Source organism: Helicobacter cinaedi CCUG 18818 = ATCC BAA-847, from assembly GCF_000155475.1.
GTDB classification, from domain to species: Bacteria; Campylobacterota; Campylobacteria; order Campylobacterales; family Helicobacteraceae; genus Helicobacter_C; species Helicobacter_C cinaedi.
In genome coordinates this window covers 338,349-364,128 of record NZ_DS990392.1, presented here as the reverse complement: position 1 = coordinate 364,128, position 25,780 = coordinate 338,349, and the positions used below count along the sequence as shown (strand labels likewise).

At 38.1% G+C, this 25,780-nt stretch carries 30 protein-coding genes and 1 pseudogene; 8 read left to right on the top strand and 23 right to left on the bottom strand.

From position 1 onward, the window contains the following. Positions 1 to 1,023 (bottom strand): cache domain-containing protein (locus tag HCCG_RS06190; RefSeq protein ID WP_034548206.1); only part of this gene is annotated, 1,023 nt, incomplete at its 3' end. Positions 1,024 to 1,205: 182 nt separating this feature from the next. Here HCCG_RS06190 and HCCG_RS06185 point away from each other — a divergent pair. Continuing rightward, entirely contained in the window at positions 1,206 to 1,487 is a 282-nt protein-coding gene (locus HCCG_RS06185; RefSeq protein ID WP_002956599.1) for a hypothetical protein, read from the top strand. Between the two features lie 5 nt (positions 1,488 to 1,492). Here the strand turns inward: HCCG_RS06185 and HCCG_RS06180 are convergent, their stop codons facing one another. The 8 genes from HCCG_RS06180 to HCCG_RS06145 are packed head-to-tail and all read right to left on the bottom strand — an operon-like array spanning position 1,493 to position 7,973. Further along, positions 1,493 to 2,161 carry a hypothetical protein gene (locus HCCG_RS06180; RefSeq protein ID WP_002956598.1) on the bottom strand — a complete coding sequence of 223 codons (669 nt, stop codon included), beginning with the start codon at positions 2,159 to 2,161 and terminating at the stop codon, positions 1,493 to 1,495. Positions 2,162 to 2,215: 54 nt separating this feature from the next. Beyond that, on the bottom strand, positions 2,216 to 2,608 hold the full coding sequence (locus HCCG_RS06175; protein ID WP_002956597.1) for a hypothetical protein: 393 nt from the start codon (positions 2,606 to 2,608) through the stop codon (positions 2,216 to 2,218). Between the two features lie 7 nt (positions 2,609 to 2,615). Next, positions 2,616 to 3,221, bottom strand: coding sequence for a dTMP kinase (gene tmk, locus HCCG_RS06170; protein WP_002956596.1), 606 nt, complete (start codon positions 3,219 to 3,221; stop codon positions 2,616 to 2,618). Positions 3,222 to 3,224: 3 nt separating this feature from the next. Next, positions 3,225 to 3,737, bottom strand: a complete 513-nt coding sequence (gene coaD, locus HCCG_RS06165) for a pantetheine-phosphate adenylyltransferase (RefSeq protein ID WP_002956595.1) — start codon at positions 3,735 to 3,737, stop codon at positions 3,225 to 3,227. Between the two features lie 18 nt (positions 3,738 to 3,755). Beyond that, positions 3,756 to 4,340: a UbiX family flavin prenyltransferase gene (locus tag HCCG_RS06160; protein WP_002956594.1), complete on the bottom strand. Its 585-nt coding sequence runs from the start codon at positions 4,338 to 4,340 to the stop codon at positions 3,756 to 3,758. Positions 4,341 to 4,374: 34 nt separating this feature from the next. Beyond that, positions 4,375 to 5,334, bottom strand: a complete 960-nt coding sequence (gene flgA / locus HCCG_RS06155; protein WP_015453455.1) for a flagellar basal body P-ring formation chaperone FlgA — start codon at positions 5,332 to 5,334, stop codon at positions 4,375 to 4,377. Between the two features lie 26 nt (positions 5,335 to 5,360). Next, complete coding sequence (locus tag HCCG_RS06150) at positions 5,361 to 7,457, bottom strand: ATP-dependent helicase (RefSeq protein ID WP_002956592.1); 2,097 nt, start codon at positions 7,455 to 7,457, stop codon at positions 5,361 to 5,363. A gap of 15 nt (positions 7,458 to 7,472) precedes the next feature. Then, the gene (locus HCCG_RS06145) at positions 7,473 to 7,973 is read right to left on the bottom strand and encodes a DUF2147 domain-containing protein (protein ID WP_002956591.1); all 501 of its coding nucleotides are present in this window, start codon (positions 7,971 to 7,973) and stop codon (positions 7,473 to 7,475) included. A gap of 182 nt (positions 7,974 to 8,155) precedes the next feature. Between HCCG_RS06145 and HCCG_RS06140 the strand changes: the two genes are divergently transcribed. The 3 genes from HCCG_RS06140 to HCCG_RS06130 are packed head-to-tail and all read left to right on the top strand — an operon-like array spanning position 8,156 to position 10,042. Continuing rightward, on the top strand, positions 8,156 to 8,836 hold the full coding sequence (locus HCCG_RS06140; protein ID WP_002956590.1) for a hypothetical protein: 681 nt from the start codon (positions 8,156 to 8,158) through the stop codon (positions 8,834 to 8,836). 10 nt (positions 8,837 to 8,846) lie between these two features. Beyond that, a complete protein-coding gene (gene pyrE / locus HCCG_RS06135) occupies positions 8,847 to 9,461 on the top strand; it encodes an orotate phosphoribosyltransferase (RefSeq protein WP_002956589.1) in 615 nt (204 codons plus the stop codon). Then, positions 9,461 to 10,042: an RDD family protein gene (locus HCCG_RS06130; RefSeq protein WP_002956588.1), complete on the top strand. Its 582-nt coding sequence runs from the start codon at positions 9,461 to 9,463 to the stop codon at positions 10,040 to 10,042. The genes pyrE and HCCG_RS06130 overlap by 1 nt, the downstream gene beginning before the upstream one ends. 8 nt (positions 10,043 to 10,050) lie before the next feature. Here the strand turns inward: HCCG_RS06130 and HCCG_RS06125 are convergent, their stop codons facing one another. The 12 genes and pseudogenes from HCCG_RS06125 to trpB all read right to left on the bottom strand — a co-directional run bounded on the left by HCCG_RS06125 (position 10,051) and on the right by trpB (position 19,335). After that, positions 10,051 to 10,728, bottom strand: a complete 678-nt coding sequence (locus HCCG_RS06125) for a DNA-methyltransferase (protein ID WP_002956587.1) — start codon at positions 10,726 to 10,728, stop codon at positions 10,051 to 10,053. Positions 10,729 to 10,824: 96 nt separating this feature from the next. Then, entirely contained in the window at positions 10,825 to 12,600 is a 1,776-nt protein-coding gene (locus tag HCCG_RS06120; protein ID WP_002956585.1) for a DUF262 domain-containing protein, read from the bottom strand. Positions 12,601 to 12,779: 179 nt separating this feature from the next. Next, entirely contained in the window at positions 12,780 to 13,439 is a 660-nt protein-coding gene (locus HCCG_RS06115; RefSeq protein WP_002956584.1) for an amino acid ABC transporter permease, read from the bottom strand. Positions 13,440 to 13,451: 12 nt separating this feature from the next. Then, the gene (locus HCCG_RS06110; RefSeq protein WP_034548201.1) at positions 13,452 to 14,210 is read right to left on the bottom strand and encodes an amino acid ABC transporter permease; all 759 of its coding nucleotides are present in this window, start codon (positions 14,208 to 14,210) and stop codon (positions 13,452 to 13,454) included. Between the two features lie 31 nt (positions 14,211 to 14,241). Beyond that, positions 14,242 to 15,018 (bottom strand): transporter substrate-binding domain-containing protein, encoded by a 777-nt coding sequence (locus HCCG_RS06105; protein ID WP_002956582.1) that lies wholly within the window; start codon positions 15,016 to 15,018, stop codon positions 14,242 to 14,244. A 27-nt stretch (positions 15,019 to 15,045) separates the two neighbouring features. Then, positions 15,046 to 15,774, bottom strand: coding sequence for an amino acid ABC transporter ATP-binding protein (locus HCCG_RS06100; RefSeq protein ID WP_002956581.1), 729 nt, complete (start codon positions 15,772 to 15,774; stop codon positions 15,046 to 15,048). 226 nt (positions 15,775 to 16,000) lie between these two features. Continuing rightward, the gene (locus HCCG_RS06095; RefSeq protein WP_002956579.1) at positions 16,001 to 16,339 is read right to left on the bottom strand and encodes a hypothetical protein; all 339 of its coding nucleotides are present in this window, start codon (positions 16,337 to 16,339) and stop codon (positions 16,001 to 16,003) included. Between the two features lie 37 nt (positions 16,340 to 16,376). After that, positions 16,377 to 16,778, bottom strand: a pseudogene (locus HCCG_RS11690) (AIPR family protein); the annotation flags it as partial. A 27-nt stretch (positions 16,779 to 16,805) separates the two neighbouring features. After that, a complete protein-coding gene (locus HCCG_RS06085) occupies positions 16,806 to 17,033 on the bottom strand; it encodes a hypothetical protein (protein WP_230197911.1) in 228 nt (75 codons plus the stop codon). Positions 17,034 to 17,203: 170 nt separating this feature from the next. Further along, entirely contained in the window at positions 17,204 to 17,437 is a 234-nt protein-coding gene (locus HCCG_RS06080) for a hypothetical protein (RefSeq protein WP_002956576.1), read from the bottom strand. A gap of 78 nt (positions 17,438 to 17,515) precedes the next feature. Continuing rightward, positions 17,516 to 17,659: a hypothetical protein gene (locus tag HCCG_RS11960; protein ID WP_015453449.1), complete on the bottom strand. Its 144-nt coding sequence runs from the start codon at positions 17,657 to 17,659 to the stop codon at positions 17,516 to 17,518. A gap of 416 nt (positions 17,660 to 18,075) precedes the next feature. Then, positions 18,076 to 19,335, bottom strand: coding sequence for a tryptophan synthase subunit beta (gene trpB / locus HCCG_RS06075; protein WP_002956575.1), 1,260 nt, complete (start codon positions 19,333 to 19,335; stop codon positions 18,076 to 18,078). A 137-nt stretch (positions 19,336 to 19,472) separates the two neighbouring features. Here trpB and trpA point away from each other — a divergent pair, with 137 nt between their 5' ends. Beyond that, positions 19,473 to 20,270, top strand: coding sequence for a tryptophan synthase subunit alpha (gene trpA / locus HCCG_RS06070; protein ID WP_002956574.1), 798 nt, complete (start codon positions 19,473 to 19,475; stop codon positions 20,268 to 20,270). A 292-nt stretch (positions 20,271 to 20,562) separates the two neighbouring features. Here the strand turns inward: trpA and HCCG_RS06065 are convergent, their stop codons facing one another. Together HCCG_RS06065 and HCCG_RS06060 are read right to left on the bottom strand one after the other, a co-directional pair. Beyond that, positions 20,563 to 20,934, bottom strand: coding sequence for a methionine-R-sulfoxide reductase (locus HCCG_RS06065; RefSeq protein WP_014666783.1), 372 nt, complete (start codon positions 20,932 to 20,934; stop codon positions 20,563 to 20,565). A gap of 9 nt (positions 20,935 to 20,943) precedes the next feature. After that, positions 20,944 to 21,504: a hypothetical protein gene (locus tag HCCG_RS06060; protein ID WP_002956572.1), complete on the bottom strand. Its 561-nt coding sequence runs from the start codon at positions 21,502 to 21,504 to the stop codon at positions 20,944 to 20,946. A gap of 137 nt (positions 21,505 to 21,641) precedes the next feature. On the opposite strand from HCCG_RS06060, the gene HCCG_RS06055 reads away from it, so the two are divergent. From HCCG_RS06055 to guaA, 3 genes are all read left to right on the top strand, one after another. Further along, positions 21,642 to 23,024: an arsenic transporter gene (locus HCCG_RS06055; RefSeq protein ID WP_015453447.1), complete on the top strand. Its 1,383-nt coding sequence runs from the start codon at positions 21,642 to 21,644 to the stop codon at positions 23,022 to 23,024. A 64-nt stretch (positions 23,025 to 23,088) separates the two neighbouring features. After that, positions 23,089 to 23,871, top strand: coding sequence for a V-type ATP synthase subunit I domain-containing protein (locus HCCG_RS06050; protein ID WP_002956570.1), 783 nt, complete (start codon positions 23,089 to 23,091; stop codon positions 23,869 to 23,871). Positions 23,872 to 24,023: 152 nt separating this feature from the next. Next, positions 24,024 to 25,775 (top strand): glutamine-hydrolyzing GMP synthase, encoded by a 1,752-nt coding sequence (gene guaA / locus HCCG_RS06045; protein WP_002956568.1) that lies wholly within the window; start codon positions 24,024 to 24,026, stop codon positions 25,773 to 25,775. The last annotated feature ends 5 nt before the right edge of the window (positions 25,776 to 25,780 follow it).

The window sequence follows — 25,780 nt, the reverse complement described above, 5'->3', positions numbered from 1 at the left end:
AAACAACGCAACCACAAACACACAAGCCAAAATCCCCATAATATTTACATTTCTCATATAGTCCACAGACTCATATACTGATGATTCAGGTGCGATCGTGATTGCTCCCCACCACTGCCCAGTGCTACCTCGCCCCACTTCAAATGAAGCCACACCCATAATACTCTCCTCCCCTCGTGTGTTTGTTACCTCATACACACCAGATTCGTGGGATTTGAGTGCGTTGATTATGGTTTGCATACTAGGATTATCCCTACTTACATCGACAAGACTTTTTCCCATAAGCTCACTATTTGGGTGAAGCACAAGTAGTCCCTCGCTTGTTGTAAGCACACGATAACCATTTTTAAAAACACTCGTAATCTCTGCAAAAAGAAATTCTTTAATCAAACCAAGATGAAGTGTGCTTCCAACAACACCAACAACACTCCCCCTCTTATCTTTAATGGGATAGTTAAGCGTTAAGTGCATTGTCTGTTTATTTCCCATTTGCACTTTCATTGGGTTGCCAACGCTAGGCTTACCGCTATTTAGTGCTTTTTGCAAACCATCATCTTCTAAAAACGACACATCAGCAGGTAAAATCGCTACCCCACCAGTCTCTTTTGGATTATCATCGTGCCCAAATATCATTACCCCGCCATTACTTAGCCTATAATCACTACTCACATCAGGTATCAATGCAGAATCTTTAAGATAGATATAGGCATATTCCGCCCATTGATTAAAATCTAAAAGTGCTGTTAAAATATCTTTGCCTGTATGCTCCCTTAGATTCCCATTATTGATGTGTTGCGTAAGATTCTGCTGTGAATAGTTCAAAGCTACAAAGTTTTCATTAATATATCCCTCTATGACATTTTCTGTCCGCTTTGCCATATTTAGCACAAGCTTGTTGGCATCATCGCTTTGGATATTGTACGAAATACTCACCAAAACAACGCCCAAAATCCCCATACACAAAAACAGAACCAAACTCACTGAAACAATAATCTTACTTCCTATGCTTAACCTGTTAAACATCACCTCTTTCTCCTTATAAGTCATTTTTTAAGCCCGAAATTTTTTAGAAAAAAGGCTAAAAAATTAACAAAGGAAAAAATACTTTTAATTTATTAAGAAATTGTATTATTTCCTTTGTTAAAATTCATGATGAAAAAGTGTAAATTTTTTTCCTTTAATTTTATTACTTCAAGGAGTCTAAGATGAAAAATAATCCTTTCTCCCTCAAGCTTACACAACGCGACATTGCAGGTATCTTAAACATAGACACAAAAACGCTTTATAATTGGCGGAAAAATAAAAAGGAGTTATATGCGGTTGTTATGCTTGGCTTTAAGTTTAAAGAAATCCTATCCACACAGCAAAATCTTACCAAAGAATTAGAACTTATAGAATCTCAAGTGCTATCTCAAACACGACTAAATTCTACCCCCCCCCCCCCCCCCGCAGTCGCAATGCGACAGCGAAGATCCAGACGAAAATAAATAAACTATTCTCTCGCATCGCATAAAGCAAGACAAGATATGACTTTAGATTCTAAAGATTTTGTAGCAAATTTAGAATCTAAAGTTACTTTAGATTCTACCCTAGATTCATTCTCCACATCAAAAGCTGAAAATACACTTATAGCTTCTCTAAAGCTAGTCCCTGTGGTGATAATATCATCTACCAACACGACAAGCGGATAAGAGATATTTCTTGTAAGATAGAATCCTTTTGGGTTATTTTGACGAAAAGCAAGGCTTTCCCCTGCGTATTTGATGGCATTTCTTGCTTTTAGCACCCCATATACGCCTTTAAATACCCCTTTAGATTCTCTCTCAAATGCCCTTACAATCACGCCTGTATGCGAATACGCCCCATAGGGATAGTCATCTAGCCCCACAAGCCCTACCCTTTGAGTAAAATCAGCAAAATCAATATGTGTGAAAAAATATGCCGCTGCTTTGTGTGCCAAAAGATTTAAAACACGCGACCCGATAAGCTGATATTTACTCTGCATAAGCAAACTCACATCACTATACGCATAAAAACTATATGCGTATATAGAATCTGTTAGCTTTCTTGTAGAAAGCTTAAGCGGTATAGAATCTAAACAAGCCTTGCATATCACAAAATCCACACGCCAATGCCACCGCCCACACACAAGACATTTCATTTTCTTACAACCTTCTTGTTAAGATTCTGCTCATAAAGATTCTGCCCTACCCTCTCATATCAACGCAGCCTTAGCACAATGTAATTTGGCAAGAATCTTCCTTAAAAACCAAATTGCACAGATATATAAACAACACAAAGTATATATGTCTAGGATATACACACCCCTATCCTTATCTGTAAGCTGCTTATACACGCCAAATTCATAAGTCTCTAAGCCAAGCATAAGACCAGCCCAAAGTGGCAAGGCAAGGTAAATCACCCACGCAAAAAGGGCTAAGATTCTTAGCATTAACAAAGCTCTTTGCTGATTTTGGGTTTTTTTATAAAACAGATGTATAAGATACATTACTCCCACAAATCCAAAGTGTAAAACCCCATACACTACGCAAACAAAGCCAAGTGGCATAATAAACATAAGCACAAACAGCACAAGTTCCAAAGCCAAAGCTCCTTTAGCAATTATTTAGGCTAGATTCTACTCTTTTAATCTCACCTACAATCTCTTGGCAAATCACTTCCCTATCCAAACTCGCATTTATTTCAATATAAGGCAGATTTAACATCTTTGTCGCCTCGCACATTCGCCCCTGTATCTCAAGCATATATTCTATACCACGGCTTTCAATGCTGTCATTTTTCTTAGATTCTAATCTCGCTTGTAATGCACTCTTTTCTAGCTTTAATATCACTACAAGTTGTGGCAAGATTCCCCTCAGGACAAGTTTATTTAGCATAATGGCTTTATCCATATCTATATGTTTTGCGTAAGCAATGCTTGAGATTAAGCTTCTATCGGAGATTACAAGCCTGTTTTTATGCGGCTTTAATACTTCTTTGTAATGCTGCGCCCTATCCGCAAGAAAAAGCATAAACTCCGCATATTCATCAAGCACAAAGCCCTGCCTTTGCGGTGCAAAAAGGATTAAATCCCGCAAAGATTCACCTATCACGCTACCACCGGGTTCTTTTGTAAAAACAGCCTGTGGAAAATGCTTTTTTAGCAGCTCTAGCTGTGTGCTTTTACCGCAAGTATCAACACCCTCAATCACAACATACATTCTCTAATCCTTTTTCACTTTAGAATCTAATATCTTTTGCTGATAGAGTGATTGGATAAAAGGCACAGCCGCACTTGGCACAAGATGAGAAAATCTACCATTATGCTCAATGATAGATCTCACCACAGATGAGCTAATAAAAGCATTTTGCAAAGTCGGCATAAAATAAATTGTCTCAAGCGTATCATTTAATGACGCATTCGCATAGCCCATTTGTAATTCATACTCAAAATCACTCACCGCCCTAAGTCCCCTTATAATCACCCTAGCCCCCTTCTCTCTAGCAAAGTCAGCTAAAAGATTTTCAAAGCTCTCCACCTGCACCTTTGGCAAATCACTTGTGCTAAGTTTTAGTATCTCAAGCCGCTCTTGTAAGCAAAACATCGGTTTTTTAGCGTTTGATGCTGCCACAGCAACAATCACTCTATCAAAAATCTCAATGGAACGCTTGATAATATCTAAATGCCCATTTGTGATAGGATCAAAAGTCCCCGGATAAATGGCAAGCTCTCTCATATATGCTCCTTATACTCATTAATCTGTGTCAATTTTCCAACGCTTATATAAGCTATTTTGAATTTTCAAGCTATCAAGCCATTTACCGATGAAAAAATACTCCATAGATTCTAAATTTCTTATCTTAGCATAATACCCCACATTTGGCGGAGAGATAATCACGCCAAGGTTTGAAAGCCTACTCATTTGCTCCAACGCAATGGGGCTAAAGGGCATTTCACGCGGGGCTAAAAGTAATGTGCGTCTTTCTTTCAGCATAACTGCTGCACAACGCGAGATGAGATCATCACATAAGCCGTGAGCCACTTTTGCTAAAAGATTCATACTTGTAGGGATTATCGCCATCGCATCTATACCAAAACTCCCTGATGAAATCCCGCTATCTAGCTCATCTTCATCATAGATTCTAAAATCTCGGCTTTGCCTTGCCCTATCAAGTGCGGATTCAATCTCCTGTCCCATTTCACTCAATGCCACAGCCTTTGCCCCCTCACTGACGACAACAAATAATTCTATATCTTTGGGGATACATTCTATAAACTTCACGCCCAAATGCACTCCACTTGCTCCACCTATGGCAACTACAAGTTTTTTGATACTCATTTTTACCCCTTTTTATGTCTTTTCAAATGTAAGATCATAGTATCTCGCCTTTATTCTCACTCACAATCCTAATCCGCAGAATCTTTCCGCTATCGGGATTTTGCGCGTTTATAATCTCATTATACGCTCCACTTTGCTTTGCTACAAGCAAAGTTTCAATACTCACCCCCTCTTGCTTGTTAAAAACACTCACCATATCGCCTTTTTTGACCAAGATTCTAGGTTTAAGCTTATCTTTAGTTATAGGCATTTGTGTGCGGATATAGCTTTTTGCACTATATTTTTGTATCTCCTCTATGCTCACAAACTCCGCCCCCACACGCTCAAACTTGATAAAATCCTCTTCCACATTCTGCAAACTTAGATTCTCACTAGAAGGGATATTTTGTGTGCTTTTTGCCACCCTTAAACGAGCTTGTATCTCATAGATAAATGTGAGCTTTTTAATACGCTCTCCATCTAGTGTGCGGTATCCCATAGTAAAGCTTCCGCTGTTTTTTTTTACAGCAAAGTTTGGAATGCTAAAATCAATCAAAGTATAATCCTTAGGCAGATTCCCCAAAGGACGCACCAAAATCTTATCAATCTGCAAATCCTTGCCATAATGCTGAATATACATCTTTTGGATAAATTCTAGGGCGTCATTTTCTTTCATACTTGAGACAAATTCAAACTCCACCACATCGCTTTCAAAGGAGATTATCTTATAGCCAAAGCGTTGAAAAATAAGCTTAATATCCACACTTTTTAGCCTAAGTGTGAATCTATCGGGCGGAAAAGAGGCGATTTTAAACTTTCTATCCATTTGCGGAAATAAATCTGTGGAGTAAATATCATTTTGGCTCACAGAATAGCTTTTTTGTAAATGCAGCTTTGAGCTAGGCACAGACTTTGGAATCTCAATCTCATCTGCCAAAGCCCCCATTGTAGCAAAAGAAGCAAAAAGCCAAAAGAGCAAAAAACTAAGTGTCTTTTTTAATAATACCTTTTTCATTTTCCTAGCCCCACTTATTACTTCATCTAACTTTTGCTTTCATCTAGCTTTTGCACAAAACTTCTTATAATCACGCGTCTTAAACCACCAAAATTAATCTTAAGCTTACACTGCTCTCCCTTGCCTTCCATACCCTCCACGCTTCCAACACCAAAAATCTTATGCACCACCTGTGAGCCTACTTCTATTTCATCATTTTTAGATTCTAAAGTATTTGAAAGAGAATCTTGCAGAGATTCTGCCCCTTCTACTAGCCCACTCTCTTTTAAAAATCTTGATTGCCTAAGTTGCCACTCCCTTTTGCCACGATAGAGCCGACTCTTACTATAACACAAACTCAAATGCTCCTTAGCACGAGTAAAGGCGACATAGCCAAGCCTCCGTTCCTCCTCTAGCTCATCATTCTCCCCACGATGCAGTGGGAAAAACCCTTCCTCAAAGCCAATCACATAAATATGCTTAAATTCTAGTCCCTTTGCTGAATGCACACTCATACAGCTTACACAATCCCCAACCGCCTCATCACTAGGACTAGCAAGGGCTAAGTCATTTAAAAACTCATCTAAAGTATTTGTGGGATTATGAATGACATAGTCTTTAAACATACCATAAAATTCATAGATATTCCCTTCCCTATCTACTTCATCAAGTGGGCTAAACTCAAAAATAAGATTCTCCTGCATATCCTCAATCATCTCACTCAAATCCGTCATATTCCGCCATTTAGATAAATCTTTTTGTAGTTTGACAAGTGCGGTATATGCCTTTTCTCCAATGTGGGCTTTAGATTCTAATGGATATTGCTCCAAACACGCAAGGCAGGAAAGCCCTTTACTTTGAGAGAGCTGCTCTAGTTTGCTTTGTGTAACCTTACCAATCCCGCGTTTTGGGCGATTAATAATCCTAAGGAATGAAAAATCATCATCTGCATTCACAATCAAACGCAAGTAGCTTAACAAGTCCTTTATCTCGGCTCGTTCATAAAACCGCACCGCCCCAATGAGCTTATATGGAATCTTAAAGCGATTAAAGCTCTCTTCAATACTCCTTGATAACGCATTCACACGGAATAAAATAGCAATATCGCTTGGATTTTCCCCATTCTCACACAGCCTTGCTATCTCTTTAGCCAAAAAGGTAGCTTCTTGTGCTTCATCATCATTTTCTATCACTCTAACTGCTTGTATAGAGCCTTTAACACTTTTTAGATTCTTACCCAAACGCTCGGTATTGTGAGCGATTAAAGCATTGGCTGCTTGCAAAATCTCCTCACTTGAGCGGTAGTTTTCTTCTAGCTTTATGGTCGTTGCCCCGCTAAATTCCTTAGCAAAACGCAAAATATTGCCAATATCCGCTCCACGCCACCCATAAATGCTTTGATCATCATCACCCACGACACAAAGATTATTATGCGTTGTGCATAGAGATTTTAGAATCTTGTATTGCAGCTCATTTGTGTCTTGATACTCATCTACCATAATGTATTGATACCTTTGACTCATCTCTTTAGCAATATCACTCCTTTGGGATAGAATCTTATAGGTAAGATAAAGTAAATCATCAAAATCAAGTAGATTCTTTTTTTGTATATAGCTTTCATACTCGGCATAGATTCTATTCATCAGCTTATATTCCGGGCTGTGAGCGTAGGCTGCTGCCTCTTGTGGGGAGAGAAAGCTATTTTTCATATTTGAAATATATGAGTCAAAATGCGATACGGGCAGGGCTTTTGATAAGGATTTTAAAATCGCCTTTTTATCATCAGAATCTAGCACGACAAAGTTTGCCTCCCGCTCCAACACCTTAATATAAAAACGCAAAAAAAGTAAGCCAAATTTATGAAAAGTGCATAGAAGTGGCGGGGCTTGGTAGGCATTACTTAAAAGGCTTAATGCTCTATCTCTCATCTCTTGTGCGGCTTTATTTGTAAAAGTCAGGGTAAGTGTGGCACTTGGTGGGATTCCCACTTCGTTAATAAGATAAGCTAGACGCGTAGTGAGCGTTTTTGTCTTCCCACTCCCAGCCCCAGCTAGAATCAGCAAAGCCCCATCAATATGTGTGGCTGCCTCTTTTTGCTTGGGATTCAAAGATTGAAGTGCTTGATGAAGTGGTGAATCTGCCATAAGATTTTGTTGTTATTATTTTATATCTTTGAGACTTGCTTCGACAACGGAAAAATCAGGCTTTTGCGAAAGATATGGAGCAACTTCCTTATCACTTAACTTTTTCCATATTTTTGTCTCACCCATTAAGCCCGATTTATCAATACTCCCTCGTAGCTCAAGCGTATCACCTTTAAGCGTAACTTTTGCATAATACTCTTTTCCCGCATCAAAGTTATACACTTTGCCATTTTTAAACACATCGCTTTTGCCATCTCGCACAAGGTTATACACAAATACACTGCCCTTATCAAAGCGTTCTCTTAGAGCTGGATTCTCATTATTCACATCTTTTTTAGGGGCAGAGCCATCAACATTCGCAAAGCCATAGCAGTAATATTTCCCATCTTTTTGAAAAAACTCCACGATAGATTGTCTCCCACTCTCACCCTTATGCGTCATATAATAACCCTCTAAATCCACTCCAAATAGCCCAACACACATTCCACAAGTAGCAACTAGCTGAAATATACGCATTATCTCTCCTTTAAGTTTTAATAAGATAAAAAGTGGCACGAAATTCGCTTGTGCTTAGATAAACTCGCGTTTTTGCAAGTTTGATTTTGTAAGTATAACAAAAATATATTAGAATAACACAACTTTTTACCAACTTGCTTACGCAAAGCCCAAGTTTAGTAAGCACAACTGAAAGGGAGTATATGAGATTCTACACAATCCTAGCTTGTATCGCATTTTGTGGGAGTTTAGCACAGGGTGCAAAAAAAGAAGTTGTTCAAGATTTCCCACAAGATAAAAACCCCGAAGAAGTGCTAGAAGATGTCAAACAAACGCGTCAGGAATTACTCTATAAAGTCGCAGGGATAAAAATCAAAAAGCCAAAGGACCCAAGAGAAGGATTCTATGGGCTTGTTAGCATTGGGGCTGCTTTTACCCCAAGCCTAGGGACAAGTAGTGTTTTAGGCGTAGAAGTAGGATATGATTTTATCTTTGGTAAAAGGCATTCTTTGCGGATTTTTGGCTTCTTTGATCGCACAAATTATGGCGGATTTGCCGACTTAGAGTTTGATAGCAGTAAGCCAAATGCAATGCAAATTTATCGCGGTGGATTTTCAGCAGAATATAGAATCTACGCAAATTCCTACATCGGCTTTCGCATTAGGCTTGGCTCACTAGGAGCGTTTAACTTCTCAAGGACGGATTCAGCCATTATCCCAACCCTTACTGCCGAGCATAAAAAGTGGTTTTTTTCAACAATCGCTTTTGGACCTATTTTCACCTATGGCAGACATCACGAGCTTTTTGTGGGCTATGATTTGCTAGATTACCAGAAAGAACGCGGTATGAGTGTAAATTATCTCAAATATTCATATAAATTTTAAAGGAGTTTTTATGCTTGATGTCAAACAATACTATATTGATGCCAATGCCTTGCTTAAAGGGCATTTTCTCTTAAGCAGTGGGAATCATTCAGATCACTATCTGCAATCTGCCCGTGTGCTTGAAAATCCAAAAGTCGCTGAAAAACTAGCCAACGCTTTAGCCAAACAGATTCTAGAATCTCATATAGAAGTGGATTGTGTCTGTTCTCCGGCTCTTGGTGGGATTTTGGCAGGATATGAGCTTGCTAGGGCTTTGGGTGTGAGATTTATCTTTACAGAGCGGGTAGAAGGGCAAATGCAGCTAAGGCGGGGCTTTGAAGTGAAGCAGGGTGAAAGGGTGCTTGTGTGTGAAGATATTATCACAACAGGTGGTTCAGCGTTGGAATCTGCACAATGCGTGGAGTTTCAAGGGGCAAAGATAGTTGCCTTTGCAGGATTAGCTAATCGCGGATTCTGCAAACGCGTAGGCTCACATTTAGAGCGGAAAAAGGAAGCACGACTGCCAGAGCATATACCGCTTTTTGCATTAGAAGATTTTGTGTTTAATATGTATGAGCCTAGCTCTTGTCCGCTTTGTCAAAATGGAGCAGATAAAGCTGTGAAGCCCGGTAGCCGTGGGAACTAATGGCAAAGCGTTGGCGTGAGATAAAGTCTCAAAAACACACTCCACAGATAGAATCTCAACCGCATTCACAATGGGTAAGCTTCAAAGATTTTCATCTCAAAAAGCAACTTCAACTAATGTATGCGAGTGAGCGGATTAAGGCATTTATCACAGATATGTTTATGATAAATATGCCCCTTTTATATCTCACAACCTATGTGTTTTTAGATGGTAAAAACGACTTCACACATAATCAAAGTGCAATTCTTGCCTGTGGTGTAGGCTATGGGCTTATCATTTCGCTTTTTTTGGCTTTCACTTCGCAAACACCCGGTTATCGCTATATGGGTTTAAAGCTTATGCAAAGGCAGGATTCTCATTCCAAGAAAGCTACTATGCAAGAGCAATCCGCACAAGATTCAAATACTACTGATGAGACACACTCGCCCTTTGTCAAAATCAGCCTTTTTAAATCTCTCGTGCGTTATGCGCTGTGGCTTGTTGGCACGACTTTCCTTGTAGGGCTACTCTTTGGGCTTATCCGCCGTGATGGACGGCTTTTGCACGATGTGCTTTGTGGGACTTACATTATCAAAGTCTAAATGTGTGCTTAAGGCATAAGATTTGTGCCGATAAACTCTCGCCCTAACTCCTTAGCACACTCAAACACGCTAAAACTCCCACTTGCTGGATCAAGCACTAAATCGCCCTTATTTGTGCAAGATTCTATTAAAGCTTTTTGCAATCCTTTGGGCTTTGAATGCGGATGAATCTTTAGCTCATCATTTGGAATCTTCTCACTCCACACATCGCGGATATTATGAAGCCGCCAAGTATTTTTAGCCTTTATCGGTGCTTTTTGCAAAACCAGCAGATACTCGCTCTGTCGCCTTGTGCGATAGCCCATACCTATTTTGAGCTTATCCCAAGTAATGAGATCTACCACCTGCAAACTTGTTTGTTTCACCCACGCTTTTACCCCCTCGCATAGATGAAACTTATCAATCCACAGCATCAAATAACAACTAGGCTTTAGCACTCTATCAATCTCGCATATAAAGCTTTGAATCTGCGTTTCACTCATCTGCACAAGATTGCTTCTGCCCTTTTGTCGCTCCCCTTCATTCCCATAACGCATTTTATCAAGCACCCCACGATACTGCGGGTCAAAAAAACACAAATCAACACTGCGAGATTCTAAACTCCCCATAAGCTCTAAGCCATCAATGTTGAGTTTGGTGTTAAGCAGTTGAATATGAGTAAGTTTGGTATTTTTTTGAATCTTCACATATTACCTTTGTGCTGCCTTTGGCAAAAATCTCTGTCATTATAGCAAAAGATATATTTAAGATAAATGCCAAGATTCACCGCAACTGGCTTAAGGCTATAAGTTTTCTCTAAAAAAGTTTTTTAAACGGGTGTAAATCTCTTTATTCCGTCTCTTTATATCTTCTTTTAGCCAATCATTTTGTGGCAGGTTGGCTAAATATTGCACTTCTTTTAAGTGGCTATTTGCAAAATCTGCATATTCTTTTTTCTTTTGAGCAAAGAAATTATCAGTACATTTAACATTACTCTTTTTAGGAAGTAGAATCTTATTGCCTATCTGCTCTAAATACTCCTTGTGACTCTCTTTATTCCAGCCATTAAAGTTAGCATTCTGCCACTGCTTTGGTAAAATATGTTCAACCTCCAAACAAGAAACATCAATAGGCTGTGAAAACTCATCATAAATGTAGGCATAAAGATAGAGCAAGTATTTAGCTCTTCTGGTGGCTATGTTGTTAAAGTTATTAAGAAAATTTTCTTCATTTGGATATGAGACTTTTTCAATTTCACTGGTCAAAGATATACTATGCAGAAGATTAACATTAAGTTTAAATACAATGTGATCAGTTGTGTTAGTGGTAGCTTGGTTATTTATAAAGAGCAAGCTCATTGTTTTAAGCAATTCTAGTAATGGTGCTTCAAAAACATTGCTAATCACATTCTTATCAGTACTTTCGCATATAAAATGCTCTTTATTTTTCCACACTAAGCAACTCACAAACGACTTCCAGCTTGAGTTTTGAAAGAGAAAAAGCACATTCATATATAAAAGTGATTTATCTTGCAAATAATTTTGTGGCTTTAACCAAAAATTTGTCAAACAAGTGATGAAGGGCATTGTTTCACTTTTATACAGCCATTTGTCCCTATAGCCATAAGTTACCTTTTTCTTACTATTTTCTTTACTTTCTTTCGTAAAAAAGTCTAAAAGACCAGGTGTTGTTGTATCAAAATCTTTATTCACCGCCCTAATAATGTGCATATACTGCAAAAATAGAAAATCAAGATTCACATCTTTATTACTCTCCACACTCTCTATATTTGCTTCAATCTCACTCCATTGATTAATAAAGCCATCGATATTGCCGTGCTCTTTGTAGTGTTTATATAAATATCCCTTTAACACATCAGCGTTAGAAAGTGGCATACCGCGAGAATTAAGTGTATTAAAAATTGTCATTGCAGATTCTTGACTATCACATACTACAAATAATACAAATAGATTTTTGCCCAAGACAAAATTGCAAAACTTACTCCAGCTAAGTGTTTGAGATCCTTTTAACTCTTCTAATTTATCTTTAAAATATAAATAGTTTTGCACATAAGGTGAGCGGTTATTTTTTATTTTCTTATTATCTTTTTGTATTAAATTCTCATCAATTGTATCACTTAAAATCTTGTTGAGATTCTCTTTCTCTTTTTCTGTGGCAACCTCACTTTGCAAATGTTGCTTGTCAAAGTCAAATCCTTCATCATTTTTATACTCCCACAAACATTTGCCAAAATCTTTTTCAAAATCCCCTTTTTCTTTTTCGCTATTAGATTCTGTTTTGAAACATTCATAAAATGCCCGAAATAGCAGAGTAAAAGTCGTAATTCTCTGCTGTCCATCAATGATTTGAAATTCATCTTTCTCTTCTGAAAATGCAATAATAGAGCCTAGAAAATACTCATCATCACTGTCATTAAAAGCATTGACAATATCATTCCATAATGTTTCACATTCATTTATCCCCCATTTATATGGGCGTTGATACGGTGGGATAATAAACTTTACATCCTCTTCGCTTAGCATTTTTGCAATATATTTTTGCTCTGGTTTAAAATTCACAATCACTCCTTACTATAGAATCTGGGCTAGATTCTAGTGCAGTGCAGGTCTTTTTTTGTAAAATTATGAAAAATTCATCAACCCATTTAGATTTTTAGCAAAAAAGTAACATTTTTTGTCTTTACAAAACCTATCTCTTCTCATAAACAAAGTTTATGAGCATGTAATACTTTTAGATTCTACCCCACATACGCAGTTTTTTTATCAAGGTAACGCACAAGCACAGATAGGCTAAAGCACACGACAAAATAAATACTCGCCACTACACCAATCATCAAAAGAATCTCTTCAAAGCTTGTAAGCTGAGCTAAGATAATCTTAGACTGATAGGTAAGCTCGGCGATTTGTAGCCCAGCAAGAAATGAAGTATCCTTAAATGTCGTAATAATCTGTGAAAGCAGTGAGGGAATGACTTTCCTAAAAGTTTGGGGCAAGATAATATAAAATAATGTAAAAAATTGACTAAATCCCTGTGAATACGCCGCCTCAAACTGCCCTTTTGGAATAGAGTTTAGCCCACCGCGGATAATCTCCGCCATAACCGAGCTTGTATAAAGCGAAAAGCCGATTGTCCCCCACACCGCAGGATCAGCCCTCCCAAAAAAGCTTGGCAAAACAAACACCGCTGTTAGCATCCATAAAAGCAAGGGGGTATTTCTAAAAGTCTCTATGTAGATAGCCGCTAGTGTGCGTGCGATCCTCCCGCCATAGTTACGCGTGATAGCAAGAAATGTCCCAAGAATGATAGAAATCACACAAGTAGCCACCGCCACCATAAGCGTTAAATATAAGCCATCAAGCAAAAAATGGAAGTTCGTCTCGTTAAATACATTTTCCATTCTAGATTCTCCTTAACGCTTAAGATGGGCATTTTTCAGCCTGTCTTCATAAAATTTTGCAAAATACGCCAACGGATAGCACACGATAAAATACAGCAATGCGGTAAAGAGATAAGCTGGAGCATAATTGCTCGTATCCCCAGCATAGCTATCCGCCACATACATAATCTCCCCACCCGCTACAATGAGCAACACAGAAGTATTTTTGATAAGATTCACCATTTGATTTGTAAGTGGCGGGAGGATAATCTTAATGGTTTGGGGCAGGATAATATAACGCATTTGCTGTGTGTAAGTGAATCCTTGCGAAGCGGAAGCTTCAAACTGCCCTTTTGGGACCGAGAGTATCCCACTTCTCACTACTTCACTCACATACGCTCCGTGATATGCCCCAACCCCCAAAACGCCAACGCTAAATACATCAAGGTGAATCCCAAGCGGATGCAAAGCAAAATACAAGAAAAAAATCTGTATCACAAGCGGTGTATTTTGAAAAATCTCAACATAAATGCGTGTGTAGGCTTTAAGAATCTTAAATCTGCTTGTCGCCATAACGCCACCAATTGTCCCAAAAATAAGTGCAATCAAAAGAGCCAAACAACTCACCGATAAGGTATAGCCAAAGCCTGATAAAAACTCATCAGCGTGTGAAAGCATATCTGCAAACTTCCACAACGCAAATGGATTTGAGCTAGGATTTTCCTCATCATACAAACCAACAGATTCTAAGAATCCAAAAAGACTATCCCCCAAAGTCTCACTTCCTATCATTTCAGTCTCCAAGCCTACATCTTCCACTTTTTTATAGTCCCCACTTTTTAGCTAGCTCATCAATCTGTGTTTTATTATCCTTCACAAATTTGTCAATAAATGTGGCAAACTCTTTATCTTTCTTAGGGCTTACAATGCCGTATTCTTGTGGCTCAAAGCTATCTGGGAGAATCTCACTCTTATCATCAACATAACCCAAAAGGATAGATTTATCCACACCAAAGGCATCTACGCGTTTTGCATCAAGGGCTGCTTTGATACTTGGATAGTCTGGAAACTCGTTAAACTTCACATTAACACCAAGCTTTTTAGCTGCTGCATCAATAGCCTTTTTCGAAGTCGCCGCTTGAGCTACACCAATAGTCGTATTTTTCATATCAGCGATAGATTTATACCCCTTTTCTTTCAGCACAAGTAAGCCCACAGCGTCCTTGTAGTATGCCTGTGAAAAGTTATAAGTGCGTTTGCGTTCTGGCGTGATTGTAAAGGTTGCAATAACCGCATCAATACTGCCATTATCAAGCAATGGTCCCCTAGTTTTGGCATTCACAGCTACGAGTTTAATCTTTTTCTCATCGCCCAAAATGCTTTTAGCCAAAAGTTTTGCCACATCAACTTCAAAGCCTTGAATCTCCTTTGTCTTTTGATCAAGTAAGGCAAAGCATGGCACATCATTTTTCACACCCACAACAATCTCACCGCGTTTTTTAATATCTTCTAACATTCCTGCATTTGCTTGTAGGGCAAAGATGCCTAATACGAGAAACAAACCTGCTATTTTTAGCATTCCTTTAAAACCTAGTTTCATTACAACTCCTTTAAAATTAAGTTTAGCCTAGTGGCTCAAAATTTTTCCCAAAAATGTCCTTGCACGCTCTGTTTTTGGCGACACAAAGAAATCCTTAGGCACACTCTCTTCCACAATAGCACCATCTTCCATAAAGATGATTCTATCCGCCACCTCCTTGGCAAACCCCATCTCGTGCGTTACGACAACCATTGTCGTATTGCTTTGATGTGAGATTTCACGCATAACATCTAAAACTTCTTGTATCGTTTCAGGGTCAAGTGCGGAGGTTGGCTCATCAAAAAGAATGTAGGGCTTTTGTGTGCATAGACTTCTAGCAATCGCCACGCGTTGCTGCTGCCCTCCGCTAAGTGTGGCGGGATAGACTTTTGCCTTATCTTTTAAACCAACGACTTCAAGGTATTTGTAGGCAATTTCTTGTGCTTCTTGCTTACTTTTGCCCCTTAGCTTAATGGGTGCAAGGGTCAAGTTTTCAAGCACAGTTAAATGCGGATAAAGATTAAAATGCTGAAACACCATCGCACAATACTCGCGACATATCTTTGTCTTTGTCTTATGATTAAGCGGGATACCACCAACAATAACTTCGCCAGAGCTTACCTCTTCAAGCCCATTCATACAGCGGATAGTGGTGCTTTTACCACTGCCACTTGGTCCAATGATAACAAGCTTTTCACCATCTTTAATTGTGAGATTAATATCTTTCAGCACGTGGTGTTTGCCATAGTATTTATTGACATTTTTAAGTTCAATCACGATTATCCTTGTTTGTTATGATTTTTGGGGAAACTGCAAAACTCTAGCACAAAATTACACAGAATTTGGAATAACGATGTAAAAATTGTGTATGACAAACAAAATATTGTTACAAAATTATACATATCACATATTTTTATTCACATCAAAGATTTATAAAATCAGTATATTTGTCCAACTAAAAAATAGTATTTATGCACCCAAATCTATTTCTAGCCATACAAACTTAACAAATAAACTTGTAACATTTTTCCTTTAATAAAACATTTTCCAAAAATCTTTCACCTTGCTTTTTTCTTTCTATTTCCACATAACTTCTTATAGTTTCTAAAGCTTCATTATAAGTTTTTTTGACACTTATCCCATCTTCTATATCACATATCCCTCTTTCTACAGAAAGAGAATAAAAATATAAAAAATAATAACTTGCATATTTTAAAAAAGAATAATATTCCTCCAATTCAATCTTTTTTTCCTCAATAAATAAATAAACTTTATATATTTTCAAAATATCTTTTGCATTAATTTCACTATCAAAAATATTCTTATACTCTAAATCAAACACTAAACCCTTATTGTTTCTTGCCTCTGTAGGTTTTCCTTTATATGCAAAGCAACACTTGCCCTATCTTTTCACTATCTATCCTCTTTTTCTTTGGATAATTTTTATATTGATTCTTTTTTCTCTCGTAGTAATATCCCAAAATTCTAAACTCATTTTCAAGCTTAATTTGTAGCTCATCAATTGAACGAATATCTCGCCATTTGACTGGATTTTGATTATTTGTAAACTCTGATATTTTAGCTTTTAATCTCTTGCTGTTGGTTTGATAAATCTTGCACAAAACAGAAACATTTTCTATATTATCATTTTGACTAAGCGCTTCCTTAAGTGAGTGGATAGTTTGTCCACCATTAACTATTTGAATATTCTTAAGAATGATAGATACATCTTTTTTTCCTTGATACTGAATATTATCGCAAATAATTGTGATTCCATTATTATAAAAAAGAAATTAGAAGATTCTACATCATCTAGAGTCGTTTTTTTTAATAGATTTATTCACATTTGTTCTTTGATGTAAATAAACACGAACATTATCGTCAAAAGCCATCTCTTCAATATTGCCTTCTCTAATTTGTATTAAACTTGCCTCTACATCCTTTCTTAAAATTTCACTATCACTTACTATTCTAATAATATCTTTTGCATAAAGCTCCATAATTAAAGCCCTATTTCTACCTTCATTTTTTTTCAAAAAAAATTGCCAGCAATACTCTTGACTCTCACATCAATTGATAATGTCCTATCAATAACTTTCTCTAGCAAATTGTCTAAGTGCAGAAAATTAATAGAAATATCTCGATATATATTTTTTTGTTTCAAATTTATTAATTTTATCTAATTGAAATCCATTAAAATAATTGCTTATAAAATAGAGATCAAAAGAAAAAAATGTCCTTTTTCTTGCATAAGAAAAATTTCCCTACACCTTTCTTGCAACCTTTTATCAAGCCCATCACATTCTTTATTGAATAATTTTTCCAAAAATAATAAAATACTATCAAGTTTATTTGCTGGAAAATAATCATTTTTAGCTATTTCAAAATCTTCTGTATATCTGAAAAACATTATACTTATCCTATTGTTTTCAATAAGCATAGCATCAACTCCTGCTTTATCTAAAAAATTTTTTTCTCTTGTTTAAAATTTATACTATATATCAATGCTTCATCAGCTTCATCTTCTTGGTTTGAATATATTTTCTGCCACAAACCAATAAAACCCTATATCTTTCCTATCAAATCTATATTTCTCACTGTAATCTTCTATTGATTTGTTTACTGCAGTTTGAATAAGTTTAAAATCTTGATAATTAGCCATTTTCTATCCTTTCTTCTTTAGTGAGATATTTTATCTTCAACGTCATATCAAAATATTGATTTACTTTTACAAACACAATAAAAAACCATAACAACAAATACCCAAATATACTTACTAATAGTTTTAAACTCATTCTATAACTTCACTATAAAAATTAAAACTCTTAAATTTTTTAAATGATTATTAATGCAGGAAATTTTTCAATAAAGTAAAATTTGTTATAAACTCTTATCACAGCCTATATCAATACTTTTGAAATAAAATATAGCAATACTAATAAATACTATTTAAAATAATATAAATATTTTCTAAGAGTATTTTTGCATCTAGCAAAATAAAGAAAAGGCTAAAAGTAGTTTTATAGAAAAAAATCTTTAATGGCATAAGTAAATATAAAAAACAATCGAGATTAAACTCTAGCTCTCAATCCGCTTTATCTCGTCTTTTAAAAAGTTTTTCCATTGCGTTGGTGTTAGGGCTTTTGCTGTGATGAAAATATCTTTATCACCCCTGCCTGACACATTTGCAATGATTTTTTTGCCTTTATTCTCTTTGCATACTTTAAGTAATGCAGCAAGGGCGTGGCTAGACTCTAAAGCGGGGATAATGCCCTCATTCTTAGCAAAAAATGTTAATGCTTCTAGTGCTTCATCATCTGTAGCGGAAGTAAAATGCAAACGATTGGCTTCATATAAATGTGCGAGTTGCGGTCCAATCCCAGCATAATCAAGCCCTGCAGAAATAGAATGCGTATGACTAAGCTGCCCGTCCTCATCTTGTAAAAATAGGCTTTTGTAGCCTTGAGCTATGCCTTCACTTGCATTTATAGCATTAATCCTAATAGCATTTTCGCCAATGCCATTCCCCTTGCCTCCAGCCTCAACGCCTATAAGCTTGACATTTTCTTTCAAATAATGTGCAAAAAAGCCCATAGCATTACTTCCGCCACCAACACAAGCTATCATAATATCAGGCAGTCCGCTAAAATAAGCCTTTGTCTGCTTTTTTAGCTCCTTGCTAATCACGCTTTGTAAATCCCGCACAAGATCAGGGTAAGGATAAGGGCCAACCGCACTGCCTAGCACATAAAAGCTATCTTCGCTTCTTTTACTCCACTCTCGCAACGCTTCATTCACCGCATCTTTAAGCGTTTTGCTCCCGCTACTGACACTCTGTACTTTTGCCCCAAAAAGCTCCATATTAAAGACATTTGGATGCTGTCTTGCGATGTCAATCTCCCCCATAAAGATTTCGCATTCTAGCCCAAGCTTCGCACAAGCCGCCGCTGTGGCTAAGCCGTGCTGTCCCGCACCGGTTTCAGCAATCACGCGCTTTTTCCCCATATATTTTGCCAAAAGCACTTGTCCTAGGGCGTTATTAATCTTGTGTGCGCCTGTGTTTGCCAAGCCTTCAAACTTAAGATAAATCTCGTTATTTAGAATCTTAGAGGCATTTTTGGCATAAATAAGCGGTGTGGGTCGTCCTACAAAGTGCTTTAACAGACTTTTTAGCTCCTTTTTATACCCTTTGCTAAGAAACACGCCGCGATAGGCTTTCTCCAACTCTTTGAGTGCTGGAAGCAGAATCTCTGGGACATATTGTCCGCCAAAAGCGTGTTTGCCACCTTTTGCTTCACCAAAATAACCATTTTTAGATTCTGTAAAAACTTTTGCCATATTTTCCCTTTACTATAAAAAATAATCTTGATTGTAAGTAAAAAGGCATTAGCTTCACTTTAAACTTAAGACATTTTCAAAAAAAATGAGATACAATCGCCTTTTTCTTTACTTTTTATCCATTTTTGGAGGACATTATGAGTAAAAATAAGCAAACTCAGCTTATGGGGCATATTATCGCTGGGTATCCTACCTTGGAGCTAAGTATGTATGCCGCGCTTGGGATTGCCCACGCTGGGGCAAACTACCTTGAAGTGCAGTTTCCATTTTCTGATCCAAATGCCGATGGCGTAGTGATTGAAGAGGCTTGTGATAAAAGCCTAGCTCAAGGTTTTAAAGTTACACAGGGCTTTTCCTTGCTTCAAGCACTTTCTTCACGCCTAGCCCATACGCAGAGTAAGGATAAAACAACGCGTCTTATTGTGATGACTTATGCGAATTTGATTTTTCGCTATGGTGTTGAAGAGTTTATCAAAGAGGCAAAGGAATGTGGGGCGTGGGGTATGATAGTCCCTGATTTGCCTTTAGAATCTGATGAAAAACTCCGCATTTTAGCTCAAAAATATGAGATTAACATCATCTCGCTTATTGCCCCCAAAACCAAGGCTTCACGGATTAAGAAAATCGCTAAAGCAAGTGATGAGATTGTCTATATCGTCTCTCGCTCTGGGACTACGGGATCAAAAACGCATATAGATTCTACACTTTTAGAGTGGCTTAAGTTTATACGCAGATTCTGTAAAAAGCCTTTGGCACTGGGCTTTGGGATAAATAGCAATGAACAGGTTGAAATGCTAAAAAATAATGTTGAGATTATCGTGGCTGGAAGCTATTTTGTGCGGTTTATCACCGAATTATCTAAAGAATCTAAGCTCACTCCGCAGGATTATCTCCACAAGTTGCAAGAGCATACAAAAGCCCTTATGGGTTGGTAGATTGCTTGGTAGGCTTTGCTCGTGGAGTTTAGAATCTGGCTTGAGAGATTTGCTAGATTCTAGAGTGAGAGAAAGATTTTTAGATTCTGCTGAATATCGTTGTTGAAAAATTTAACTCGTGGTCGTGCCTTAAGCACAAGGCAGAAAAGCCTTGAATCTAAGACTAAGATTCAAGATTTGCGGTGTTGCTAGTTGGGCTTTTAGTAAAATTTAGGGTGGAGCTAGACATAAAGTCTGCGGTTACCCTAAATTTTACTAAATCGCTGCTATGGATACCCAAAGCTGAATTTTTCTAAGACTTCACAAAGTGTAAAGATAGAGAATTCACACAATGTCGCGTGTTTTTAGGCGTAAATCCTTCTCCATAAAAAATATGCCCTAAATGTCCGCCACACGATGAGCAGACAATCTCTGTGCGGATTCCATCGCTATCTGGCAGCTCACTCACTGAATCTTGTATATGGGAGTCAAAACTCGCCCACCCGCAGTGTGTGGGGAATTTAGAGCTAGATTCATAAAGTGGTGTGCCACACTGGCGACAGAGATACACACCATTATCAAAATTATCTGTGTAGATTCCACTTCCGGGGGCTTCTGTGCCTTTGTGTAAAATCACGGCTTGTTCTTGTGGGCTAAGTGGTGGCATAGAGATTTTATCTTTCATATTCTTTCCTTAAAAGTAGTATCTATACCCAAGCAGGACTTTTACCATTCCGTCTAGTGGGGCATTTTGACTAAGGGTTGTGGGGTTTGCAGTGAGTTTGCCTACCCCTCCGCCAAGCTCAAAAAATAAAGTATGTCCAAAATGCGAGATAAACTCGTGTCCCATTCCCGCGCTCACTTCCCAATATTGCGGCGTTTTAGCGAGATTTTCTTTTGTGCTAAGCAGACCATAACCGCCACTTAGATAAAGATATGGACGAAAGTATTCAAAGCCAATACTTGAAGCGACTGTGCTACCTGAAAGAATACCAAGGCTTAGTTTGTCATAGATTCCAAAAATTTGCGAATCAAAGCGTTCATCATTAAAGAGCTTTGAAGCTTTAGATTCAAGTGAAATGCTATTGCGTAGGCTTAAAAGTGAGCCTTGAAAGAGTGAAAAGCCTAGCTCCAGCCCACCACCCATACTCGCCCCTGTGTTGGCATACACACCAAGGCTTATATTACTCCTTTCTCCAAACTCCCCTGCGTGAAGAGAAAAACAGCATAATAGTAATAAAAGATATTTTTTCATTGACTTTCTCCAAACTTTTATGTGGCTTCGTGTGGAAGCTCATTATACATTGTTAAAGTTTATGGTTAAAGTTTGTGTAATAAAACTTAGCTAGGATTAGCGTTTCTAAAGCTATCCCACGCAAAAAAGTAGAATCTATGGCGTTTCTCATTTTTACACTGACTTTGCTTTGCATTTATATCCGTCCTTTTAGGTTTCCTTTGTGGGTGTATAGCTCTCTTGGGGCATTGCTTTGCTTGGGATTTGGGGTTGTAGGTTTTGCTGATGTGGCATTTGTGTGGAATATGGTATGGGATAGCACACTCACACTTGTTGGTCTCATTATCTTTTGCATTGTGCTTGAAAGGCTCTTATTTTTTGACTTTTTAGCCTACAAGATTCTAAGATTTTTAAGTGAAAAGGGGGAGTGCGGGGGCATTTCTAGCTTTAAATTTTATGTGTTTATTGTGCTTTTTGGGGGATTTTTGGGGGCATTTTTTGCCAATGATGGTGCGATTTTAATCCTAACACCACTCATCATCGCCCTTTTTGGCAAGCTAGATTCTAAAGATATGGAATCTAAGCTAGATTCTAAAAATTCAACGCAGATTCTAACCCCACTTGTGATTTTCCTGCTTATAGTGAGTTTTGTAAGCGATTTTGCTTCAAATACCTTTGTGATTTCAAATCTCACAAATATCATTGCCTTGCATTTTTTTAATCTTAATGCCCTAGATTTTAGCAAGGTTATGGCATTGCCACAAATTTTTATTATCATTGCTAGTCTTTGCTTTTTTATCCTTGTGCGTAAGAGATTGCCTAGAATCTTAAGGGTTAAGATTCCAAATGCGGAATCTCACACGATAGAATCTAGCACAATGCCACAAAAAAGCGTGATTATCATTTGTTTTGCCCTGCTTTTCTTGCTTTTATGCGGGATTTTTATAGCAAATGCTTTTGCTCTCCCGCTTTCTTCTTTCACGCTTTTATGTGCGGCTCTTAGCCTTATTCTTGCGTATAAAAGGATTGAGATTCTGCCCTGCCTTAAGGCTTCGCCCTTTGGGATTGTGGTATTTTCTTTAGGGCTTTTTATCGTGGTGTTTGGACTACATTCTACAAGCTCTTTTATGCGTGATATTTTTGCGTTTTTCCTTGATGATTCTCTAAGTGATAGTTTTTCTGCACACACTCTCACACAAATCTTTAGCGTTGGTGTGATTAGCTCACTTGGCTCTAGCCTTATTAATAATCTGTCTATGGTTATGCTTGGCAACCTTGCTTTAGGCGACTTTGTGGGGCTAGATTCTAGCTTTAGGGAGTTGCTAATTTACGCTCATCTGCTCGGCTGTAATGTCGGGGCAAAGCTCACGCCCATTGGCTCACTTGCTACACTGCTTTGGCTTTTTAGCCTTAAACGATATGGCATTTATATTAGCTTTTGGCGGTATATGCTAGTGGCAATGCTTGTCGTGCCTTTTATGCTGTGCGTGGGGCTTTTGGGGCTTGTGGTGTATGCAGGTCTGCATAGAATCTTAATGTAATTTTAAGTTTAAATTAATCTTAGAATATTACAATATAGCTCTAAATTTGAATGAAAGGAAAGCTATGAAAGGAAAGATTCTAGCAGTGGGCTTAATCAGCGGTGAAGATGGCAATCGCTACACTTTTGAGACAAGCGATGTGGCAAATTTGGAAGGTAGAAGTATGGAAAATCTCACGGGCTGTGAGGTGGATTTTGAAGTGAGTGAAAAGGCGGCAAAAAATGTTTTCATCACAGGTGGCAGCATTAATATGGCAAATATTCAAGGGCAATTGATGGCAAATGACACACAAAGTATTCGCTTTAAGTTTTTACTTAGCATTGGGCTTTATTTTGGAGGAAGTTTTATCTCTATAATCCCATTTATAGGCTGGGTGATTGGAGGTATTTTACTCATTGCTGGGTTTGTGCTGTTTGTGTTGGCTGTGCTTGGGACAAAACGCACAAGTGAAAGTCAAACTTTGTTTAAAAACTTTATTCTCTGTATTGCGGTTTTTGCAGTGACATTTACTTTGGCTATGATTTTTGGCAGTAGTGTTTTGTTTGGTGTTATGGCTGGGTATGATTCTGCTGGTGAATTTGGGCTTGTTGTGGCGATAATATTGCTTATTGTTGGTACTATTGTAGCACTTGTATATCAGCTTTTATTCTTTAGAGAGTTGGCATTTGTTACCGAGCAGAAGTTCTTGCTTTGGGCTTTCTATGCAAATATTATTGGAGGCATAACAGCAGTTATTTTTATCGGCTGGTTATTTGTGCTTGCGGCTCTTGTATTGTGGATTCTAGGATTCTATCAAATGAAAGAAATCCGCAAACGCACAGAAACTGATGTAATGCCTTGGTTTTAATTTTTAGATTCTACTTCATTTTAGAATCTAGCTTTAGCCCTATTTGCTTGAATGCGTTGGGGCTTGGGAGCTAAAATTCTTAACTAACTTCTTTCTAAACTTCTTTTGCTACAATGTCAAATCTTTTTATCTTACATTGACAAGGCGTTTTTATGCGATTAGATTCTCATTTTGTTGAAATTTTAGTGCTTGATTTTGGCTCACAATATACACAGCTTATTGCTCGGCGGCTGCGTGAGTATGGAATCTATACCGAGATTGTCCCTTACTTTGAAAAGCTAGATTCTATTAAAGCGAAAAATCCTAAGGGAATCATTCTTAGTGGGGGACCTGCTAGCGTGTATGAAGAGGGGGCGTATAAGCCGGATTCTAGAGTGTTTGAGCTAGGAGTCCCCGTGCTTGGAATCTGCTATGGTATGCAGTATATCGCACATTTTTTTGGCGGAAGCGTGGTAAGGGCAGAGGCACAGGAGTTTGGCAAGGCGGTGCTAGAAATCGCAGAATCTAGCGTGGATTTTGGGCTATTTAAGGGCGTGAAGCAAGATTCTATCGTGTGGATGAGCCACGCGGATAAGGTGGAGTCTCTACCTAGCGGCTTTGTGGAATTAGCTAAAAGTGGAAATACGCATTATTGTGCTATCGCGGACTTTAAACGAAATGTATATGCTTTGCAGTTTCACCCAGAAGTCGTGCATAGTGAGTGTGGCGGAGAGATGTTGAAAAATTTTGCTGTGGGGATTTGTGGGGCAGATACAAGCTGGAATATGCGGAATTTTGCGGAAAGTGAGATTGCAAAACTGCGTGAAAAAGTGCTTGGGGATTCTAAAAAAGTGGATTCTAAGCCAACGCAAGAAAATCTACAAGAAAAAGGGTTAGATTCTAATGCGGAAGGATTTTGTGATGATTTTAAGGGTTGTGCAGATTTTGAAGCAAGGAGTTTATTAAACATAAATGACGAAGCTACAAAATCAAACTCCCTTAAAAACACGCAAAAGCCAACGCAGAAAGTGTTGTGTGCTGTGAGTGGTGGAGTTGATTCTAGCGTGGTAGCCATACTTCTTTATCGTGCCATAGGGGAGAATCTTATCCCTGTTTTTGTGGATACCGGGCTTTTAAGAAAGGGGGAGAGAGAAGCGGTAGAAGCGATGTTTAAAGAGAATCTAAAAGTGCCTTTGATTGTAGCCGATGCGAGAGAGCTATTTTTAAGACGATTAAAGGGCGTAACAGAGCCTGAGCAAAAGCGAAAAATAATCGGTGAAACCTTCATAGAAGTCTTTGAAGCTGAAGCTAAAAAGCACAACACAAAAGGTGAAATAAAATTCCTAGCACAAGGCACACTCTACCCTGATGTGATTGAATCTGTGAGTGTGAAAGGTCCTAGCAAAACGATAAAAAGCCACCATAATGTCGGCGGACTGCCTGAATGGATGAAGTTTGAGTTAATCGAGCCTTTAAGAGAGCTTTTTAAGGACGAGGTAAGGGCGTTAGGCAGAGAATTAGGAATGCCTGAATCTATGCTTATGCGACATCCTTTCCCCGGACCCGGACTTGCCATACGCATTATGGGCGAGGTGAATGCGGCGGATTTAGAGCTATTAAAAGAAGCGGATTCTATCTTTATAGAAGAGCTGCATAAATGGGGTTTGTATGATAGCGTGTGGCAGGCATTTTGTGTGCTTTTAAATGTGCGAAGTGTGGGCGTAATGGGCGATAACCGCACTTATGATAATACTATTTGTGTAAGAGCCGTGGAAGCACAAGATGGAATGACAGCGAGTTTCTTACACTTACCCCACGCATTTTTAGAATCTGTCTCAAATCGCATAATTAACGAAGTAGCAGGGATTAACCGAGTCGTGTATGACATCACCTCAAAACCCCCGGGAACGATTGAGTGGGAGTAGAGATA

What these genes read in the sequence shown, in the direction of transcription:
- HCCG_RS06055 (WP_015453447.1), top strand. Translation starts at nt 21,642, where the DNA reads ATGGCGTTTCTCATTTTTACACTGACTTTGCTTTGCATTTATATCCGT.
- pyrE (WP_002956589.1), top strand. Translation starts at nt 8,847, where the DNA reads ATGCTTGATGTCAAACAATACTATATTGATGCCAATGCCTTGCTTAAA.
- HCCG_RS06150 (WP_002956592.1), bottom strand. Translation starts at nt 7,457, where the DNA reads ATGGCAGATTCACCACTTCATCAAGCACTTCAATCTTTGAATCCCAAG.
- flgA (WP_015453455.1), bottom strand. Translation starts at nt 5,334, where the DNA reads ATGAAAAAGGTATTATTAAAAAAGACACTTAGTTTTTTGCTCTTTTGG.
- HCCG_RS06130 (WP_002956588.1), top strand. Translation starts at nt 9,461, where the DNA reads ATGGCAAAGCGTTGGCGTGAGATAAAGTCTCAAAAACACACTCCACAG.
- HCCG_RS06105 (WP_002956582.1), bottom strand. Translation starts at nt 15,018, where the DNA reads ATGAAACTAGGTTTTAAAGGAATGCTAAAAATAGCAGGTTTGTTTCTC.
- HCCG_RS06065 (WP_014666783.1), bottom strand. Translation starts at nt 20,934, where the DNA reads ATGAAAGATAAAATCTCTATGCCACCACTTAGCCCACAAGAACAAGCC.
- HCCG_RS06060 (WP_002956572.1), bottom strand. Translation starts at nt 21,504, where the DNA reads ATGAAAAAATATCTTTTATTACTATTATGCTGTTTTTCTCTTCACGCA.
- trpA (WP_002956574.1), top strand. Translation starts at nt 19,473, where the DNA reads ATGAGTAAAAATAAGCAAACTCAGCTTATGGGGCATATTATCGCTGGG.
- HCCG_RS06110 (WP_034548201.1), bottom strand. Translation starts at nt 14,210, where the DNA reads ATGATAGGAAGTGAGACTTTGGGGGATAGTCTTTTTGGATTCTTAGAA.
- HCCG_RS06050 (WP_002956570.1), top strand. Translation starts at nt 23,089, where the DNA reads ATGAAAGGAAAGATTCTAGCAGTGGGCTTAATCAGCGGTGAAGATGGC.
- guaA (WP_002956568.1), top strand. Translation starts at nt 24,024, where the DNA reads ATGCGATTAGATTCTCATTTTGTTGAAATTTTAGTGCTTGATTTTGGC.
- HCCG_RS11960 (WP_015453449.1), bottom strand. Translation starts at nt 17,659, where the DNA reads ATGGCTAATTATCAAGATTTTAAACTTATTCAAACTGCAGTAAACAAA.
- HCCG_RS06185 (WP_002956599.1), top strand. Translation starts at nt 1,206, where the DNA reads ATGAAAAATAATCCTTTCTCCCTCAAGCTTACACAACGCGACATTGCA.
- HCCG_RS06080 (WP_002956576.1), bottom strand. Translation starts at nt 17,437, where the DNA reads ATGCTTATTGAAAACAATAGGATAAGTATAATGTTTTTCAGATATACA.
- coaD (WP_002956595.1), bottom strand. Translation starts at nt 3,737, where the DNA reads ATGAGAGAGCTTGCCATTTATCCGGGGACTTTTGATCCTATCACAAAT.
- HCCG_RS06180 (WP_002956598.1), bottom strand. Translation starts at nt 2,161, where the DNA reads ATGAAATGTCTTGTGTGTGGGCGGTGGCATTGGCGTGTGGATTTTGTG.
- tmk (WP_002956596.1), bottom strand. Translation starts at nt 3,221, where the DNA reads ATGTATGTTGTGATTGAGGGTGTTGATACTTGCGGTAAAAGCACACAG.
- trpB (WP_002956575.1), bottom strand. Translation starts at nt 19,335, where the DNA reads ATGGCAAAAGTTTTTACAGAATCTAAAAATGGTTATTTTGGTGAAGCA.
- HCCG_RS06160 (WP_002956594.1), bottom strand. Translation starts at nt 4,340, where the DNA reads ATGAGTATCAAAAAACTTGTAGTTGCCATAGGTGGAGCAAGTGGAGTG.
- HCCG_RS06140 (WP_002956590.1), top strand. Translation starts at nt 8,156, where the DNA reads ATGAGATTCTACACAATCCTAGCTTGTATCGCATTTTGTGGGAGTTTA.
- HCCG_RS06145 (WP_002956591.1), bottom strand. Translation starts at nt 7,973, where the DNA reads ATGCGTATATTTCAGCTAGTTGCTACTTGTGGAATGTGTGTTGGGCTA.
- HCCG_RS06115 (WP_002956584.1), bottom strand. Translation starts at nt 13,439, where the DNA reads ATGGAAAATGTATTTAACGAGACGAACTTCCATTTTTTGCTTGATGGC.